The organism is Methanobacterium petrolearium, from assembly GCF_017873625.1.
GTDB lineage: Archaea > Methanobacteriota > Methanobacteria > Methanobacteriales > Methanobacteriaceae > Methanobacterium > Methanobacterium petrolearium.
Genome location: NZ_JAGGKL010000003.1, coordinates 13529 through 29865 on the forward strand (window position 1 = coordinate 13529; position 16337 = coordinate 29865).

15 protein-coding genes are annotated in these 16337 nt (G+C 35.2%); 3 read left to right on the forward strand and 12 right to left on the reverse strand.

The window, feature by feature from the left end; translation table 11 throughout:
• Positions 1-8: 8 nt before the first annotated feature.
• From argJ to J2743_RS03295, 8 genes are all read right to left on the reverse strand, one after another.
• Positions 9-1202, reverse strand: coding sequence for a bifunctional ornithine acetyltransferase/N-acetylglutamate synthase (gene argJ, locus J2743_RS03260; RefSeq protein ID WP_209625139.1), 1194 nt, complete (start codon positions 1200-1202; stop codon positions 9-11).
• Positions 1203-1401: 199 nt separating this feature from the next.
• Positions 1402-1719 (reverse strand): hypothetical protein, encoded by a 318-nt coding sequence (locus J2743_RS03265; protein WP_209625140.1) that lies wholly within the window; start codon positions 1717-1719, stop codon positions 1402-1404.
• Positions 1720-1860: 141 nt separating this feature from the next.
• On the reverse strand, positions 1861-3069 hold the full coding sequence (locus tag J2743_RS03270; protein WP_209625141.1) for a hypothetical protein: 1209 nt from the start codon (positions 3067-3069) through the stop codon (positions 1861-1863).
• Positions 3070-4092, reverse strand: coding sequence for an NYN domain-containing protein (locus tag J2743_RS03275; RefSeq protein ID WP_209625142.1), 1023 nt, complete (start codon positions 4090-4092; stop codon positions 3070-3072).
• A 4-nt stretch (positions 4093-4096) separates the two neighbouring features.
• Positions 4097-4852, reverse strand: coding sequence for a metallophosphoesterase family protein (locus J2743_RS03280; protein ID WP_209625143.1), 756 nt, complete (start codon positions 4850-4852; stop codon positions 4097-4099).
• Entirely contained in the window at positions 4852-5205 is a 354-nt protein-coding gene (locus J2743_RS03285) for a nascent polypeptide-associated complex protein (protein WP_209625144.1), read from the reverse strand. Before J2743_RS03285 ends, J2743_RS03280 begins: the two co-directional genes overlap by 1 nt.
• Positions 5205-7193 carry a tRNA guanosine(15) transglycosylase TgtA gene (tgtA, locus tag J2743_RS03290; RefSeq protein WP_209625145.1) on the reverse strand — a complete coding sequence of 663 codons (1989 nt, stop codon included), beginning with the start codon at positions 7191-7193 and terminating at the stop codon, positions 5205-5207. The genes J2743_RS03285 and tgtA overlap by 1 nt, the downstream gene beginning before the upstream one ends.
• A gap of 27 nt (positions 7194-7220) precedes the next feature.
• Complete coding sequence (locus J2743_RS03295) at positions 7221-8555, reverse strand: MnmC family methyltransferase (protein ID WP_209625146.1); 1335 nt, start codon at positions 8553-8555, stop codon at positions 7221-7223.
• A gap of 343 nt (positions 8556-8898) precedes the next feature.
• Between J2743_RS03295 and J2743_RS03300 the strand changes: the two genes are divergently transcribed.
• From J2743_RS03300 to J2743_RS03310, 3 genes are all read left to right on the forward strand, one after another.
• Complete coding sequence (locus J2743_RS03300; protein ID WP_209625147.1) at positions 8899-9483, forward strand: flavodoxin family protein; 585 nt, start codon at positions 8899-8901, stop codon at positions 9481-9483.
• Between the two features lie 80 nt (positions 9484-9563).
• Positions 9564-10280 carry a glycosyltransferase family 2 protein gene (locus J2743_RS03305; RefSeq protein WP_245248005.1) on the forward strand — a complete coding sequence of 239 codons (717 nt, stop codon included), beginning with the start codon at positions 9564-9566 and terminating at the stop codon, positions 10278-10280.
• 15 nt (positions 10281-10295) lie between these two features.
• Positions 10296-10652 carry a DUF2304 domain-containing protein gene (locus J2743_RS03310; protein WP_209625149.1) on the forward strand — a complete coding sequence of 119 codons (357 nt, stop codon included), beginning with the start codon at positions 10296-10298 and terminating at the stop codon, positions 10650-10652.
• A 19-nt stretch (positions 10653-10671) separates the two neighbouring features.
• On the opposite strand, the gene J2743_RS03315 is transcribed toward J2743_RS03310, so the two are convergent.
• The 4 genes from J2743_RS03315 to J2743_RS03330 all read right to left on the reverse strand — a co-directional run bounded on the left by J2743_RS03315 (position 10672) and on the right by J2743_RS03330 (position 16096).
• Entirely contained in the window at positions 10672-11907 is a 1236-nt protein-coding gene (locus J2743_RS03315) for a hypothetical protein (protein ID WP_209625150.1), read from the reverse strand.
• Positions 11908-12002: 95 nt separating this feature from the next.
• Complete coding sequence (locus J2743_RS03320; RefSeq protein WP_209625151.1) at positions 12003-13232, reverse strand: glycosyltransferase; 1230 nt, start codon at positions 13230-13232, stop codon at positions 12003-12005.
• Positions 13233-13307: 75 nt separating this feature from the next.
• Positions 13308-14531, reverse strand: coding sequence for a hypothetical protein (locus J2743_RS03325; protein WP_209625152.1), 1224 nt, complete (start codon positions 14529-14531; stop codon positions 13308-13310).
• A gap of 113 nt (positions 14532-14644) precedes the next feature.
• The gene (locus J2743_RS03330; RefSeq protein WP_337972086.1) at positions 14645-16096 is read right to left on the reverse strand and encodes an oligosaccharide flippase family protein; all 1452 of its coding nucleotides are present in this window, start codon (positions 16094-16096) and stop codon (positions 14645-14647) included.
• Positions 16097-16337: the final 241 nt, after the last annotated feature.

Sequence of the window (16337 nt, forward strand, 5' to 3'; positions counted from 1 at the left end):
CTTTATACTTAAGTAGAGTATTCTGAATTAATACGTACATAATCGTAGCTAAGGTCACAGCCATAGGAGGTGGCACTGTAGTCTCCAAGGGCCAGGTCAATGGTTATCTTTATTTTTTCACGTTCCATTATACTTTCAGCCAGCTCCAGTGCATCATTTTCTTCTGAAGCCATAATATTTCCATTATTGACTACATCAACAAAGCGTTCCCCATCCTCCAGACGAACGCTGATAATTTCTTCATCCATATGAGCTCCTGAGTAACCAACTGCAGCAACGATCCTTCCCCAGTTTGGATCAGCCCCAAATAAAGCTGTTTTTACCAGGGGAGATGTAACTATGGATTTAGCTGCAATTTTAGCATCCTGTGAGTTTTGGGCACCCTTCACTTCCACTTCCATGAACTTGGTTGCACCTTCACCATCTTGGGCCAGCATTTTAGCCAGTTTGCCACACAAGTATTCCAGGGCTTCCTGAAAATTCTTGTCGATCTTCCCCTGACCTGGCCGTGCCATGAGTACAACTATGTCATTGGTACTTTCATCTCCATCAATAACCACCATGTTGAAGGTGTTATCCACTGCTTCTTTGAGAGATTTTTCAAGTTCATCAGGGCTGGCCTGGATATCTGTAACTATAAACGAAAGCATGGTTCCCATGTTAGGGGCGATCATACCTGAACCCTTGGTTATACCCCCAATACAAATCTTTTCACCAGTATTTAGGGTTGTTTCCACTGCATATTCTTTGGGATAGGTGTCAGTGGTCATAATAGCTTCGGCAGCATTTCTAGATGCCTGGGCAGAATTTTTAAGTCTCCGTAGGGCATGGGAAATGAGATTACTGATTTCAGGCAGGGGGAGTTGTCTGCCAATAATTCCAGTGGATGCTACTGCAACATCTTCAGCAGGAATGTTGAGATTTTCGGCAGCCTGAAAAGCCATGAGTTGTGCATTTTCAACACCCTTCTTCCCTGTGAAACAGTTGGCATTGCCACTGTTAGCAACGATTGCAGAAAGTTTCCCATTTTTTACAGCTTCTCTGGTGACTAAAATTGGGGCAGCCTGTACTTTGTTACTGGTGAACACTGCTGCAACACTACTTTCAGGGTAATGGATAACTGCAACTCCATAATTATCTTCACAGGCACCAGCAGCCCTAACATTATCCACAGCACATATTCCGCCTTCAATTTTTTTCATATTAGACACACCTTTAGAAACTGTACAAATACTATTCCAAATAATATTACATTTGTGAATTAGATATTATACCTGTACAAATATTAAATTAATTAACATATAATGAATTTACTAACATATAATGAAATATATCAAGATTTAAAGAGATTCAAAGACATTCTGCACGCTTAATAAAGAAGTGATTGGTATGGATTAGTTTTTAGGGATTCAAAGTATTATCAGTGGTGTTGTTGGTGGATGGCTGGTTTTGTTGAGTGTTTGATTGGGTGTTTTCTTCATAAACATCTTCAGAATTTGAAGATGTATCTACAACAGAAGCAGTGTTAGTTGGTTCGTTAGTGGTATTTTCCACATCGTAGATTATGGGAAGCTTAGTAGAAGTATTGTTATTGGAATAAGATAAGGGAGTGTCGTCGAGAGTTAACCCTGTAAATATGCTGGCTCCGGTACCACACCCAAAGGCAATGAAAGACACTACCAGGGCAACAGCAGCTTTTGCTTTAATATCTTCCCTCATAATCTAAACTCCTTCTGATTTTTTAGTTATTAGTGTATATTGTTTTTATTCTAATTAATTTTTATCCAGATTTTATCCTTATTCTATTTATTAATATTTGAATTTCTTAGCTATATTGATTCAATCGGCTGTTAAATGATATCAAGCGGTAACTGCATAAAGTAAAGCTAATCCAATTGCCACCAGACCAAATTCCCAGTGTCCGATATTCCATCCAATTAGAGTGACAATGAAAACAAAAATGAAAATCAAAATCACTCGTCCGGCTTTTTCCTGCAGGAATTCCACAATGGTACGACTGAACTCTGATGGCACATAGTAGGCATAGACACCATCGGCTAAGTCAAAAACCATTACTGGAGAATTGTTCCATATTTTAATATCATCCGCCATCTGGGCCCTTTCTCCTGCCTCACGACGACTTTTTCCAATACCAACACGTAGTCTGGCGCCGTTGTTTAGAGCGTGCCAGGCGGAATCTATTCCTGCACGAAGGGCAGCATCTTTGGTGGGTAAGTTAGCAATGAGGTCGTCTCCACCTTCACGATAACCTTCTATTTTCCCTTTACACTCTTTTTCAATGAAGTCTTTGATTTCGTTCATGATTTCAAGGAGTCTGTCTCGGCCCTGTTCTTCAATGAACTGTGTTGAGTCAAATGCATCTATGAAAAGGTAATTATCGTAAACTGCTGGTGTTCCTTCAAGTTTAGTAAGTTTACTGGAGAATACAATAGCAAATTCACCACCAAGTTTGGTGAATCCAACACCGGAAGTTTCTCCGATTTGTTTGTTGAGGTTGATGGATCTTTCGATGGCAGCAGCTCCAGTCATGCCTGCAGCTGCTCTGACTTCTATCTCCTTTTCCATACCCACCTTTATTAACTCAATACCCACCCGTATAGCATCATTTTTTGATAAAAGTCGTGACACGATCTCGGTGTTGCTTCTTTCTACAATCACACCGTTTTCTTTCTTGATAATTTGCACGAACTGGTCGATGATCTGCTTGTTACCACTGAATACTTCCACATAGAGGTATCGGTCACTGCCCATTATTATGTTACTTAAAAGGGCGTATTCATTGACGTTATCCTCTGCTGGTTTTATTTCAACGAACCTGCGATTATCAGGGATGTTGCCGCTGCCTAATTCGGTTACCAAGTTATGAAAAATGTTTTCAGTACTAATATGGGCTTTATCTATTTCAAGAAGCATGGTACGGGTGTAGTTGACCATTTCCACATATTCTTGTTCCCTTTCATTGGTAGGATAATATTTGGTACCTATACTTAAAACCCGGTGTTTTAAAAGAAACCCAAATAGTGTTCTTAAAGGGTAATTACCAGCCATTTACTTGTCTCCTCCCTTTTCCAAGTTTATGTCATAGTGGCCTGGTTTTTCCATCAGCATACTTGGTTTCACGGATACTATGGGGAATTTCCAGGTGCCTAACCTGGCAGCAACTGTGCTGGCAATATTACGGGAGTTTTTCTTAATAAATGAGTAGTCGTGATCATTAATTGTAATATTCACATCAAAGGGAGATTCTTCAAGTATTTCCTCTGAATAAATAATGTTTAGTTCAAATGTTCCGGGTTTGGTGAACAGATCGTTCCGAACGGCAACCAGTGGGGCGTGATCCAATTTCAAACGATCACCAACTGTTACAGCAATGTTACCTGCGTTTCTAACCGCTTCCTGATAATCTCTGGGGCTAATCAGAACGAATATTATGAAATCACTGGTTGTTTCCGCATCTTCCACCATTTGCATGACCTTATCAAATAAGGGTATTTTCATGAACATTCCTTCAAGTTTGGTGTCAATGCCTTCATCTCTACTTTTTGATATTCTATCAATGGCCTCTTTAGCTACTGCAATACCGGAAAGTTTCTTGTTCTTTTTTAATTTGTATGATTCATAGCCTTTCTTCTCAAACTCTCCCAAGGTCTGAGTACAAATCTTTTGCAGGATGTTTTTAATCTTTTTGGGCTTGGCAGAGCTACCTATGCTTATTTTCCCATTAATAAATTTGTAAGGAATTCTGCGACTGTTGATATCTCTGAATTCATCGTAAAATTCTCTGAAAGCATCGTTAGATAATATTTTTGCATCTTGTTCCTCAGCAATTTTCAGGATGTAGTGATCAGCATTGGTGCCAGAGGGCACCTGGTGTACCTTTTCTTCATCAAGAAGTTTGTTGAATTCATCTTTCTCATCTATCTCATGTCTCAGCGATGCATCTGCAATGAGAATTGGATGATAGCCTAATTTTTCAAGTGTTTCTGTTGCACTTAGCAAGTTTTTTAGGCTGGGTTTTCCACCCTTTTTTTCAAAGTGGGCTACGTTAGATGCATCCACAATAATCTGCAATAAATCACCTACACCTGTTTTCATACTTGGCCAGACAGTTTGTTTTTCCATCGGCACTGTTTAAGAGAATTTCTATATAATCATCATCTATAATAACTGTGTTGAATGATGCTGGATCCTTGCCCCTGAGCTTCAGTGAGGATACTGTTCCTGCAGTGGCGAAGGCAGTGTTTTGAACCATCCAAACATGAGGTACATGTTTATGTCCTGACAGAACTAAATCTGCATTTTTACTTATTATAGAGTAGAGAATATCTCCTGCATCACTTAAAACATTTCGTTCCCTTCCAGTTCTGGGTACAGGTATGATATGGTGATGCAAGGCTATGATTTTATACATTCCATTCTGGGTAGCATCATCCAGTTGTTCTTCCATCCAAGCTTGTTGGGCTCGTCCAACTTTCCCATAATTCAGATCAGGTTCACTACTGTCCAACCCCATTATTTTCAGACCGCTTTTCAGACCATTTAAAACTTGAAGAGTTCCATAACGATCTCTTATGAGCTCACGGAAGCATTGGTCTCCCACATGCCTTGCATCATGGTTTCCTGGAACAACCATTAGTGGGGATTTTATATTTTCTATGTACCCTGCGGCCTTTTCCATTTCCATATAGTATCCGTTTTCAGTAAGATCTCCGGTTATGATGGTAACATCGGGTGCCATGTCATTGATGGTGTCTATGGATTGTAAGAGTAATTGTTCCTGAAATGATATGGATCCTATATGGAAATCAGAGATATGGGCAATTAAAACCATTAACTTAACCTCAATATAGCCTCAGCCAGATCACCATTGGTTTCTAGTAATGTTCTTCTGGCTTCTTCAGGACTGACCCCTGTTTGGGTGGCTACTAATTCCACATCATCATCAGGAATAACCAGTTCAGCTTCAATTTTCCGTTCCTTGGTTTTTCCAGATATTTGATAGGTATCCTGTCCCATGAAATTCATCAGGTTAACTTTAGGATTGTTAATAATTAGTTCTTTGTTCTTGAATTTGATTATTACTTCACTAACTCCTTTAACATCTTTCATGTCCATGCCCATTTGTTTCATGGCTCTTTGCATCTGTTTAAGTTGTTTGGGATTCATACCTGCACTGGGTATCATTAAAAGCCTCCTTTTCTAGTTTTTACTGCTTGACCTGTTTTAAAATCATGTATTTCTTTTCCGTTTAATATTGACTTTCCGAAGGCCAGGAGCTGGTCTTGTTCATTCACAATCAATACTTCATCCTTTGCATGGATATCTATATCACAATTTATAACGAATTTAGCAAATATACTTTTTCCTTCCCGAGCAAAGGGTTCTGCATCTTCATTAACCACAACCCTATTTTTGGGGTAGGGGAGGAATTTATGCAGTCTACGCGCTCCCTCACGTGCCAGTACAAAAACACCGTCACTGGCTCTTAATGTGGCGATAAGTTCTTCTTCATCATAAACATGGCGAATTTTCCCAGTCTTCCGACTTTTTACTATGTTCATCTCTTTATTAAAAAGATCTTCCCCTGCACCAGCCCCAAACTGGTAATCGGCTATCATCTTTATCCTTTTATGATCATTAACCATTATTTTTAGAGGTTCAGGAAATTGGAATAATTCACCCATTGTGAATGTTTTTTTAAGTCTAAATGTTTCTACCACTTCTTCACTTATTATTATCTCATCAAAACTTTTCACATAATCGTGTAGAATTTCATTTACACTTACAATGGAATCTTCATCAAAATGTTCTGGTGATTCATTCTGAGCCAGTGGATAAACCTGATCCAGTTCCAGTGGAATTATTCCAAATGGCACATCAACTACTGTTATCTGCATTTCTTCAAATTTGGGCATTACTCCATTCGATTTACCGCCAATATGATAAAATCCTTGAGAAATATCATTTAAATGTTCTGAATAAGGTTTAGATGAACGAGGAAGCAGTAATACTGTCTTTGCAGGAGAAATTCTGTGCATACGTTTCAGGTGTCTGAATACTTCTGGACGATTTAATGATTCTGGTCCAGAATAAAAGAACGCTGATTTTTTGTAAGGAGGATCATATTTATCAAAATCTTCCTGGTAGTTTTTTAAACTGCGCAGTGCTTCTAATAAGAATGGATGTGCACGGCACCGTTGTTCTACAAGTTCCCATAGGCTTCCATCAATAATTGCTTGACGTATCTGCCTTATCTCAGCAAAACTAATCATCAAGTTATGTCTGGCCAGGAGTTCTACCCTTTCTGATTTTTCCATCTGGCGCAATTCATCAGGTGTGTAATTGGTGCAAACTTCACAGGAACAGGGCATTTCGTGAAGGTTTTCCAGTTTCAAAGTTCCATTAGGCATTAAAAGCCTTTCAGCTTCCGCATATAAAATGTAAGCAGCTGAATCAAAGAGATCACAACCCATTGCCACAGCCAATGCAAATATCATGGGGTGTCCAGCTCCCATTAGGTGACGGGGTCTTGAATCAGGTAGATGAGTTACAGAGGCCATGACCACTTCCACTAACTCCCTATAACGATAGGATTCCATTAATGGAACTACTGCTCCAATGGGATGTAGTTGGAAGTCCATTTTCCCCAGGATATCAGCACATTTGCTGCGTAGATCAGGGTATGTGGATCCTTGAACCACTGAGTTTAGCATGAGATCTTTTCTTACTTCCAGGGATTCTTCTGCCCTTTGAAGGGTTATTTCCAGTTCTTTTTCGGCACGTCTCCTTTTAACTGATGGAGGTGTGGGTATGTCCAGAGAAGTTCCAATATCTGTGCCTATTTTCTCCTGAAATTCAATGATCTGTTTATTGGTAACCTGAACATCACCGTATGTTGAAAGCTGGAAAGAGCCAGAATCCGTCATTATAGGACCATCGAAATTTATTAATTTATGAACACCTTTTGTTTCAGCAATGCCCCTTAAATCTTCATTTTTGTAGATGAGATAGGCATTGGTTATTACTATTTCTGCTCCGTATTCTTTAACATCAATGGTTTGTTTGCCAGGATGTATGACTGGCATGAGCGCCGGGGTTTTTATATTCCCATGGGGTGTTTTAAGGACTCCTAATCTTCCTCGGGCATCCTTATATTTTATTTCAAAGTTCAAATTTTCACCTATATTCCTTCATAAAAATTATTTACTGTTTGTAATATTAGTTAATCGTTTCTCCATTTCCTTTATACGTGCCCGGGAAGTTGAGGGTCTTTCCTGTTTACATGTACATATGCATTCTGAAAACTGGGGGCATACCAGGTAATGTGACTTTTCACAATCTAAACCTGTGATCCCGACATCTCTTAAATGTTTTAATGCTCTTCTTTTTATTTTCTCATCTTCTATATCCCGTGCTAAATAAACTGGTGTTTTCACAGTAGATGCTATTTTATAATTGCCCCTGGCTTTAATTCGTTCTTTTTGACGTTGTTGTTTAAGGGTTTCGGGTGAACTGGTTAATTGAGGATCTTTAAATGGTATTCCTGCATCAGACAAAGCAATCATACGCTCGTCATCATTATTCAGGGGTTTGGTTATTTTTTCTATATTTGGAGAAGCAATTGTTCCTCCGGAACGTCCCATTGATGGTCCTTCACCCACTTCCAAACCAGTATAAAGAAGTGCATATCTTACCGGTGCAGATGAAGTATAGGTTAATATAACACCGTCGTCTGTGAGCAGATCCTTTATTTTAAAAATTAATTCCTGACTGTAGAGTTCCGGTGATTTTTGGGGGCTAAATGGATCGAGAAAGACAGCATCATATTTTTTGTTTTTGGAGATGTTCATCAATACTTTCCTGGCATCCTGGCAATGTACACGTATGTTGACATTATCCGGGATCTTTTCTTTCTCCCACGGATATGTTAAGATTTTCTGGTTGATAAGATAAGTTTCCACCGCCTTCTTAACCATGTTGTGATATTTTATGGGGCTTGGTATTATTAAAGAAGCAGCCAAAGTCTCCCAGGATACCTCAACCATGTCTATCTCAATTTGTTTGAATTCTAATTTATTGTTGGTATTAAAGTCTGATTTATTGTTTATATCGGATTCTGATTTATTTACATTGGGCCCTAATTTATTGATTACATTGGATTCTGATTTATTGTTTACTTTGAAAAATGCTTCCAGTGCCGCTGCGGTATTGATGCCCAATCCACTACAAATGTCAAGGATTTTGACTTCGTTATTCTCCCAAATATTTAGAGGTTCCACAAATTTAATCCGTGCCTCGGAAATAGCACCATGAGTAGTGTGCATAGTTTCTGAAGCATCATTTCGAACTGATGAACGTAATGTGAAGGAACCATCTGCAGTTTCCACCAAATATTTCCTGATTTTCACAGCTGCCAGATGACGAGCGTTAACATCACCTCTCATCTCAGCTTCACACCAATTCCTTATTAAGGAAATAACATCCCGTTCAAGAGTTAAAGGACTGTATATTGGATTTTCAGTGATATCTTTCATAAAAAACTCATATTATAACGTCAATACTTGGATTGCAAATTTTTTTAGAAAAATGTTAAATCAATCAGATTTTTAATTATTAAAGGATCATATTCTTTCGATTAAAAGATTACATTGTTTTAATTAAATGCATTTATTAGTTTTAATGTAGGAACTATACTGTTAATTTATAATAAATAATAAGTTTAATAACAATTTCATTAAAATAATTTCTGGACTGTAAATGTAAAATATATTTTAAACATACAACTACTTAAAACTAAGGAAATATGAATTATCATCCAGTTAAATGAATTAATTTAAAGTTTAGATGTTTCATCCATATTGATTAGGAGGAATATATTTGGTAAAAATTATTGGAATTGTTGGAAGCCCTAGAAAAGAAGGTAACACTTACACATTAGTAAAAGAAGCCCTTATAGCTGCTGAAAATGTTGGGGCAGACACTGAATTGATCCATTTGGGGAATGCTGAAATAGAACCATGTATTGCCTGTGATATATGTAAAAGCACTGGTGAATGTTCCATATATGATGATATGCAGGATATAACCAGTAAACTCCAGGAAGCCCATGGAATAATAATTGGCAGTCCAGTATACTTTGGAAATGTCACTTCTCAAATAAAGATGTTTATGGACCGCTCCCGTCCACTCAGGATAGACTTCAAACTGAAAAATAAAGTTGCCGGAGCAATCAGTGTGGGTGCATCTAGAAATGGAGGGCAGGAGACAACTATCAATGCAATCCATCAATTTTTATTAATCCAGGACGCCATTATTGTTGGTGACGGTGCCCCTAAGGCCCATTATGGGGGAACAGGTGTGGGCGGTGCTAAAGAAGATTGTGAAAGTGATGAAATTGGTTTGGAAACCTCCCGTAACCTGGGCACTAGAGTGGCAGAACTGACCTTTAAAATAAACAAATAACTGACAGATAACACCTGAATAAAGAACATTATAACCATGGAAATGAAATCAATTACCCATGAATGGGGAGGAAAAACAAGTTGACCAATGAAACAGAACAGTTTCTCAAAAAATATGGGAAAAAAATTTTCATTGTCATGCCTGCATTCAATGAATCCAAAACAATTGAGAATGTTATGGAGGAATTACTGCTCCAAGGGCTGCAACTCGTAGTGGTTGATGATGGTTCTCATGATAAGACTCCATTTTTAGTGGAAAGAGTGCAGAAAAAGTATCCGGAACAGGTACGTTTGTACAGACACCCAATTAACCGGGGATTAGGAGCAGCAATTCGTACAGGTGTTGAAGCATGTATTCTTGAGGATCCCCATGTAATTGTAACCTTTGATGCTGATGGTCAGCACCATGTCGATGATCTGCTTCCAGTTATTAAGCCAGTTATTGAAGATGATGCAGATGTTGTAATTGGAATCAGAGATTTTCATGTGATGCCTTTTCGCAAAAAATTTGGGAACGTGGTGATGAACATCATCACCAGCATTTTCTACCGAATAAGTGTTAATGACTCTCAGTCAGGACTTAGAGCACTCTCTTTAGATGCAGCCAAAAACATTGAATTACATTCACGGGATTATGGAGTGTCCTCAGAACTTATAGGTGAAGTCAAACGAAAACAACTAAAACTGGTAGAAGTGCCAATTGAAACAATTTACACTGATTACTCCCTTTCTAAGGGTACTGATACTAGAATTGGACTTAAAATTCTTGCCAAATTGATCAAAAATATTTTTAAATGAAAAGGAGGATATTGAATGTTAATATACCAATTTATTGGAATAATCATAGGTATAGTGGGTATAATAATATCAATTGTAAGGTTTAAGGATGGAAAAATGTCCTTGGGCATGCTCATAGTTTGGATTGCTATTTGGATCCTGCTGATTATATTCTCACTTTATCCTACTGCTACCTCCTTACTGTCTAGTATCACAGGCATAGGAAGAGGATTGGACATTATTCTCATATTTGGGTTAATAGGTTCATTCTATTTCATATTCAAAATTTATGGTATGATTGAGAATGTTGAAGAAGAGATCACCCAATTGACCAGGGAAATTGCCTTGAATCAAGGAAAAAATCCTAATGAAAAATTAGATGATGAAAAATAACAATCATTTAATGAATTCTTTAATATTTTGAATCTAATACTTCTTTTAATAAACTTACAAATTTCTCTCCAGGGTTAGGAGACGGAATTTCAATATATTTTGGATTTACTGGTGAATAAAATCTTTCAAGATCATTTAGACTTTTTAACTCTTTCAGGAATTCTTTTAACTCTGTTAGAGTGGTGAAACTTCTACATATTCCCAATTTTTCAAAATCATCAACTGGTATGTTGAAATTCTTAAATTGAATGCTTAATTTAGAATTTAAGGCAGCTTCAGTAAGAGCTGTGGAACTGAAAGATATGAAAATATCATTATTTTTTAGGGTAGTCTCTAATTTCTCACCCTTTGGGCAGAATTCAATTTCAGGCAAATTCGTTTTTAATAAATTTAAATTTTCACCTTGATGCGATCTGTAACTAAATTTGAACCCTAAATCTCTGCACAGACTGTTAAGCTTTTGTAGAAAATCCTTCTTTAAATTGAATATATTCTCATAATATAATTCTAGGGGTTGTCCCAAATAAACAACTCTTTTATTATATTGAAACGGTTTTTGTACCTGAGTGGAAATGGGATATCCCAATATCTTTACTTCCTGGTTATGTTTGACGTTTGATTTTAAATATAAATTCTTAAAATATTCACCCCAGACAAAAACATAATCCACATACTGACCGGCAAATATTTTTTCTTTTCTAGAATAAATACCGTGTTGAATCTCAACTGTAGTTATTCCCAGTTCCCTGGCTACTAACACCATAAGTCTTGTTTCCGGAGTATGGTCATGACTTAAAATAATTACTTTAGGATTTATCTTTCCAAAAACATCCATTAAATTTTTGAAACTTTTTTCTAACAGATCATCATTGTAATCAAGTATCCCCTTATAAAGGTCTTTATAAATTGAATAAAGAGAATAATAATTGATTTTTCGTGTTAAAGACCCTGTAAATGGCTTTATATTTATGCCAAAAAAAAGAGGGTTGTAGCTTAGTTCTAAATGATTTATTATACTTGGATATTTGTTCAACAAATCATGGACCAAAATATCGTTGTTATCTTTATTGTAAAAGTTAGAAACCCCGTAACAAATCTTTGATACGATCCCTACTACGCTAAAAATAGGATAATTAGAAAGAAAATTATTTAAATTATTTAAAAGATCCTTTTCATAGTTAGCAACACCCATTTCTATGAAAATTTCAACGGGTTCTTCGTATAAATACCATCTCAAATCTTTTTTAGGAATCATATTAATCTTAGAATAATGTAAAACTGATCATTGAATGATTTCATAGTTTGACAAATCAATTTCAACTTTAACATCATTAATATTCTAAATCATAATTAATCATATAATAATATTTCATCCCAATCTTTGATAATTTTCTTGTTGGAAAAATCTTCTGCCCTTCCACTACCATGGGAATACGTTTTTCTCAAAGATGAATCTTCAATTATCCTTATCATCAGATCTGATAACATCTTTTCAGATTCATTCAAGGGTACTTGTTCTAAATTTTTAAATAAAAGTTGGTTGGGGAAGTTTTGTGTGAGAATAGCATGTTTACCAAAATAAGGATAATCAACATCCTTGTCCAAATCAAGTTCAGGACTGAGAACTTCTCTCGGACCAACTTTGCAGTCTGTGGATATTATGGGAAGATCCATTGAAAGCGCTTCCACTAAGACCAGCCCAAATCCTTCCCATAGAGAACTTAAGATGAAACAATCACTTTTTTTTAGAAAGGGAAATACATTTTCCTGTTCACCTAAAAGAAACACATTTTCATTCAAATCAAGATCATCAATTAAACCTTCCAAATTCTTTCTTAGATCAACTTTTAAATCACCTTTTCCTAAAATAAAGAGTCTGGCATTTTGATGTTTATCCACCACTTTCCGAAAGCTACGAATCAAAAACCATTGCCCTTTCTGACATTTAAGACGACCAACATTAATAAATGTGAAATATTTATCATTATTCCCTTTGAAAAAATGTTTACAATCATCAGGGACTTCGTTTTCAGATAATTTATGGTTTTGTGCAATATCCATCATGTTATAGATGGTTGAAGTGTTTTTTAAATGGTAACTTTCATTGAGAACCTTTTCAATTTCCTTAGAAACACAGATAATCTCATCGGCTTGTGGATAAAAAAATTTAATTAACCGGTTTTTCAATGGGTCATCTAAAAATATTTCAGGATTTATATGCTGGGAGATGATGAGGCGAACATTGTTACCAAAAAGCCTGCAACTTAAAACAGCATAGAAATTAGCCATCTCAGAAACTGAAATTATGGTATCTATATCTAAATCCTCACAGATTCTTTTAATCTTAGGAGAATATCTTAAAAGATCAAATGCTCGTTTTAAACTATTAACATATATGTAACCCATGTTAAGGGTGTAGTAATCTCCTTTAAATTCAAATTTAGGATCTTCATCCATTAAAGTTAAATAAGAAACTTCAAACCCCTGATCATGAAGTTCACTACCTAAAATTGCAGCGAACCTTTCAGAACCCCCACCTACTTTCAATGATTCTACCAGAATCAAAATTTTTTTTGCCATTTTAAACAAACCAAGTAATCCAATAAACAATGAAACCTATTTTTTCTAAAAACATAATTTAATAGTTTTAGTATACTATAATATCTCCTTTATCAATTCTATAAACTTCTCCCCAGAATTAGGTGTAGGAATTTCGATATAACTAGGATCAACCGGCGAATAAAGACTTTTTAAATCATCAAGAGTTTTTATATCTTTTAAAAACTCTTTTAATTCTGATAGACTGGTGAAACTTCTACATATCCCCAGTTCTTCAAAATCATCAGCAGGCAAACTGTAATTTTTAAGTTGTATACTTAGTTTAGAATTTAAAGCTGCTTCAATAAGTGCTGTGGAATTAAATGATATAAAAATTTCATTATTTTTTATGGTATCTGCAAATGTCTCACCATCAGGGGTGAATCTGACCTCAGGGAAAACAGATTTTAATAAACCTAAATTTTGACTAGGATGGGGTCTGTAACTGAATTGGAGCCCTAACCCACTGCATAAACTATTAAGTTCATTAATGGTGTTATCTTTTTGATTTAAAAAAGAATCGTCATATAGTTCTAAATTTTGCCCTAAATAAACAACTTTTTTATTGTAATGAGAAAGTTTTTGTTGTTGGAGTTGGTAAGGATATCCCAATATTCTTATTTCTCTATCCTGCTTTATTTTAGATGCTAAATATAGGTTTTTAAAATATTCACCCCAAACAAAAACATAATCGGCGTAATTACCAGGAACTATTGTTCCTTTTCCAGAATAAATCCCGTGTTGGATCTCAACTGTAGGTATTCCTAATTCTTTAGCCACTAAAGATACAAGTTTTGTGTCAGTGGTAAAATCATGATTTAATACTATTAGTTTAGGATCAATTTCTTTCAAAATATTTTCTAAATCCATGAAACCTTTTTCTAACAAACTATCATTATAATCAAGTACACCTTCATAAACCTCTTTATAAATATCATAAAAAGGATAAAAATTGGTTTTGCCCTTTAATGATTTTATAAATGGTTTTATATCATTCCCAAAAAAGATAGGATTATAATTAAGTTCTAATTGGTTAATGATACTAGGATATCTATTCAGTAAATCATGAACCAAAATCTGATTATCACCTTTTTTATAAAATTTAGAAAGTTTATAGCATATTTTTGAAGTCATCCCCACTAATCTGAAAATATAATAATCAGAGAGGAATCTATTTAAATCTTTATAACGATGTTTTTCGTAATTATTAAGACCATTTTTTGAGTACATTTCAATGGTTTCTTCAAATAGATACCATCTCAGATCTTTTTTTGGGATCATAACAATCAAACTGTGTTTTTTATTTAAATTTATTTTATTAAAGTAATGTAATATTTAGGTTAGTAGAGTAATAGAGTTATTTAAGACTTGTAATGATTCGAAAATCTTTAGCTCTAATTCTTACCTAACATTTCTTTAAAAAATTGGAATTCTTCTTTTTCTATCCCTCTTAATAGTATTAATAAACCAAAGTAGACAAATGCAGAAATTATTACTGCAATTATAATATTTAAAAGGCTTTGTGGGTTTATGAAGATAAGGAGTCCTGACATGACAATTGATGCTGTCACACTTTTAAGAATAAACTTGAAATCAGATTCAAGATAATTAGTAGAGTATCTTAAGGTAAGGATAAATGCAAGTGCGTATGCAATTAATGTAGTTACAGCTGCAGCTAGTATTCCATAATATGGTATTAAAAAAATGTTAAGGCCTAAATTCAATACAGCAACCAGAATCCAAATTGTTCCTATCACTTTTGTTTTCTTTTCCAATACAAGCACGTTGCTAATAATAGCATAAACACCGTAAAGAAGGCTACTCAAAGCAGTTAATGGTGTTATTAAATAACCATTCAAAGCGATTTCCGGTGTGGTTAATATCATTAGGACCGGTTTTGAAAGAATGGATAATCCAAATGTTGAGGGGATTGCAATTAAAAGGAAGTATTTCATTGAATACTTCAGGAATAATACCACCTTTTCAATATTATCCTCATCATAGTATTGTGGCAGCACTGATGGTAGTAAAAGGGCGAAAGGAGCCATGAGAATTGATATGCAATATCCAAGAGTGTAACCTGGGGAGTAATACCCAACAAAAGCCGCGCCTAAAAATATTCCTATAATATACCGGTCACTGGAATTAACAATCCATGATGATAGGTTTCCAGGAATGGTGGGAAGTCCAAATGATAGGTATTCCCTTAGATCTTTAAAGTTTGGAATCTTAATGCCAATATTCAAAATTATAAATGCTAACATCACTATAAATGTGATTATATTGGCAATTAGAAGTCCTAATGCTGCCATAAAAATGCCAAATCCATTAATTGCTAAATAAGATACAATAAATACTCCTAGATATGTTTGCAACAGTAAAAAGAGGGAATACTTTTTCATTTCTTGGAAAGTTCTAAAGAAATTCAATAACAATGTATTTAGACAGGCTATAAAAACGATCAATGATAATAACATAGCCACATTAACATCACCATCAAAAATAGCTGATGCTATGGCCTTAGAAAATATCAACAATAATAGGGATATGATGAAAGTGGAAACAACAACAATACTCAAAATTGAATAAAAACCGTCCCGTATTTTTTCATTATCTGTCTCTGCCGATAAAAATCTAACCATGGTGTAAGGAAGCCCTAAGGTTGCAAAGTTTGGTAATAATGCAATGGTGGTGTTTATTTGTACCCAAATACCATAGTCACTTATTGAAAAAGATTTAGTTAAAATAGGAAGTAATATTAAAGCGCTTAATTGAACCAGAATGTTTGCTATTCCAACCAATCCAATTCTTTGCACAAAGATTTTGTATTCATTCAAATGTTTCACCGTGACTAAAGTTCTAAAATTAATATAATTTTATTGGGTTTTTTTTAATGATATTAGGCAGTAATATGGGATTTTATAATGCATACTATATTTTTGATATTTCGAGTTCTTGCTAAAATCATTTTTATCTTATTCCTAATATATCATATTTATTAACGTCCAAGTTATGATTATTGTTGAAGATAAATTACAGAGATCAGCACCGACAGTTTTCATTTAGTTTTTCACATTTACTGTTGAA

Coding starts and splice junctions, on each gene's coding strand:
- J2743_RS03325 (WP_209625152.1), bottom strand. CDS start 14,531: ATGATCCCAAAAAAAGATCTGAGATGGTATCTATTTGAAGAAACCATT.
- J2743_RS03265 (WP_209625140.1), bottom strand. CDS start 1,719: ATGAGGGAAGATATTAAAGCAAAAGCTGCTGTTGCCCTGGTAGTGTCT.
- argJ (WP_209625139.1), bottom strand. CDS start 1,202: ATGAAAAAAATTGAAGGCGGAATATGTGCTGTGGATAATGTTAGGGCT.
- J2743_RS03320 (WP_209625151.1), bottom strand. CDS start 13,232: ATGGCAAAAAAAATTTTGATTCTGGTAGAATCATTGAAAGTAGGTGGG.
- J2743_RS03270 (WP_209625141.1), bottom strand. CDS start 3,069: ATGGCTGGTAATTACCCTTTAAGAACACTATTTGGGTTTCTTTTAAAA.
- J2743_RS03310 (WP_209625149.1), top strand. CDS start 10,296: ATGTTAATATACCAATTTATTGGAATAATCATAGGTATAGTGGGTATA.
- J2743_RS03285 (WP_209625144.1), bottom strand. CDS start 5,205: ATGATACCCAGTGCAGGTATGAATCCCAAACAACTTAAACAGATGCAA.
- J2743_RS03280 (WP_209625143.1), bottom strand. CDS start 4,852: ATGGTTTTAATTGCCCATATCTCTGATTTCCATATAGGATCCATATCA.
- J2743_RS03315 (WP_209625150.1), bottom strand. CDS start 11,907: ATGATTCCTAAAAAAGATTTGAGATGGTATTTATACGAAGAACCCGTT.
- J2743_RS03295 (WP_209625146.1), bottom strand. CDS start 8,555: ATGAAAGATATCACTGAAAATCCAATATACAGTCCTTTAACTCTTGAA.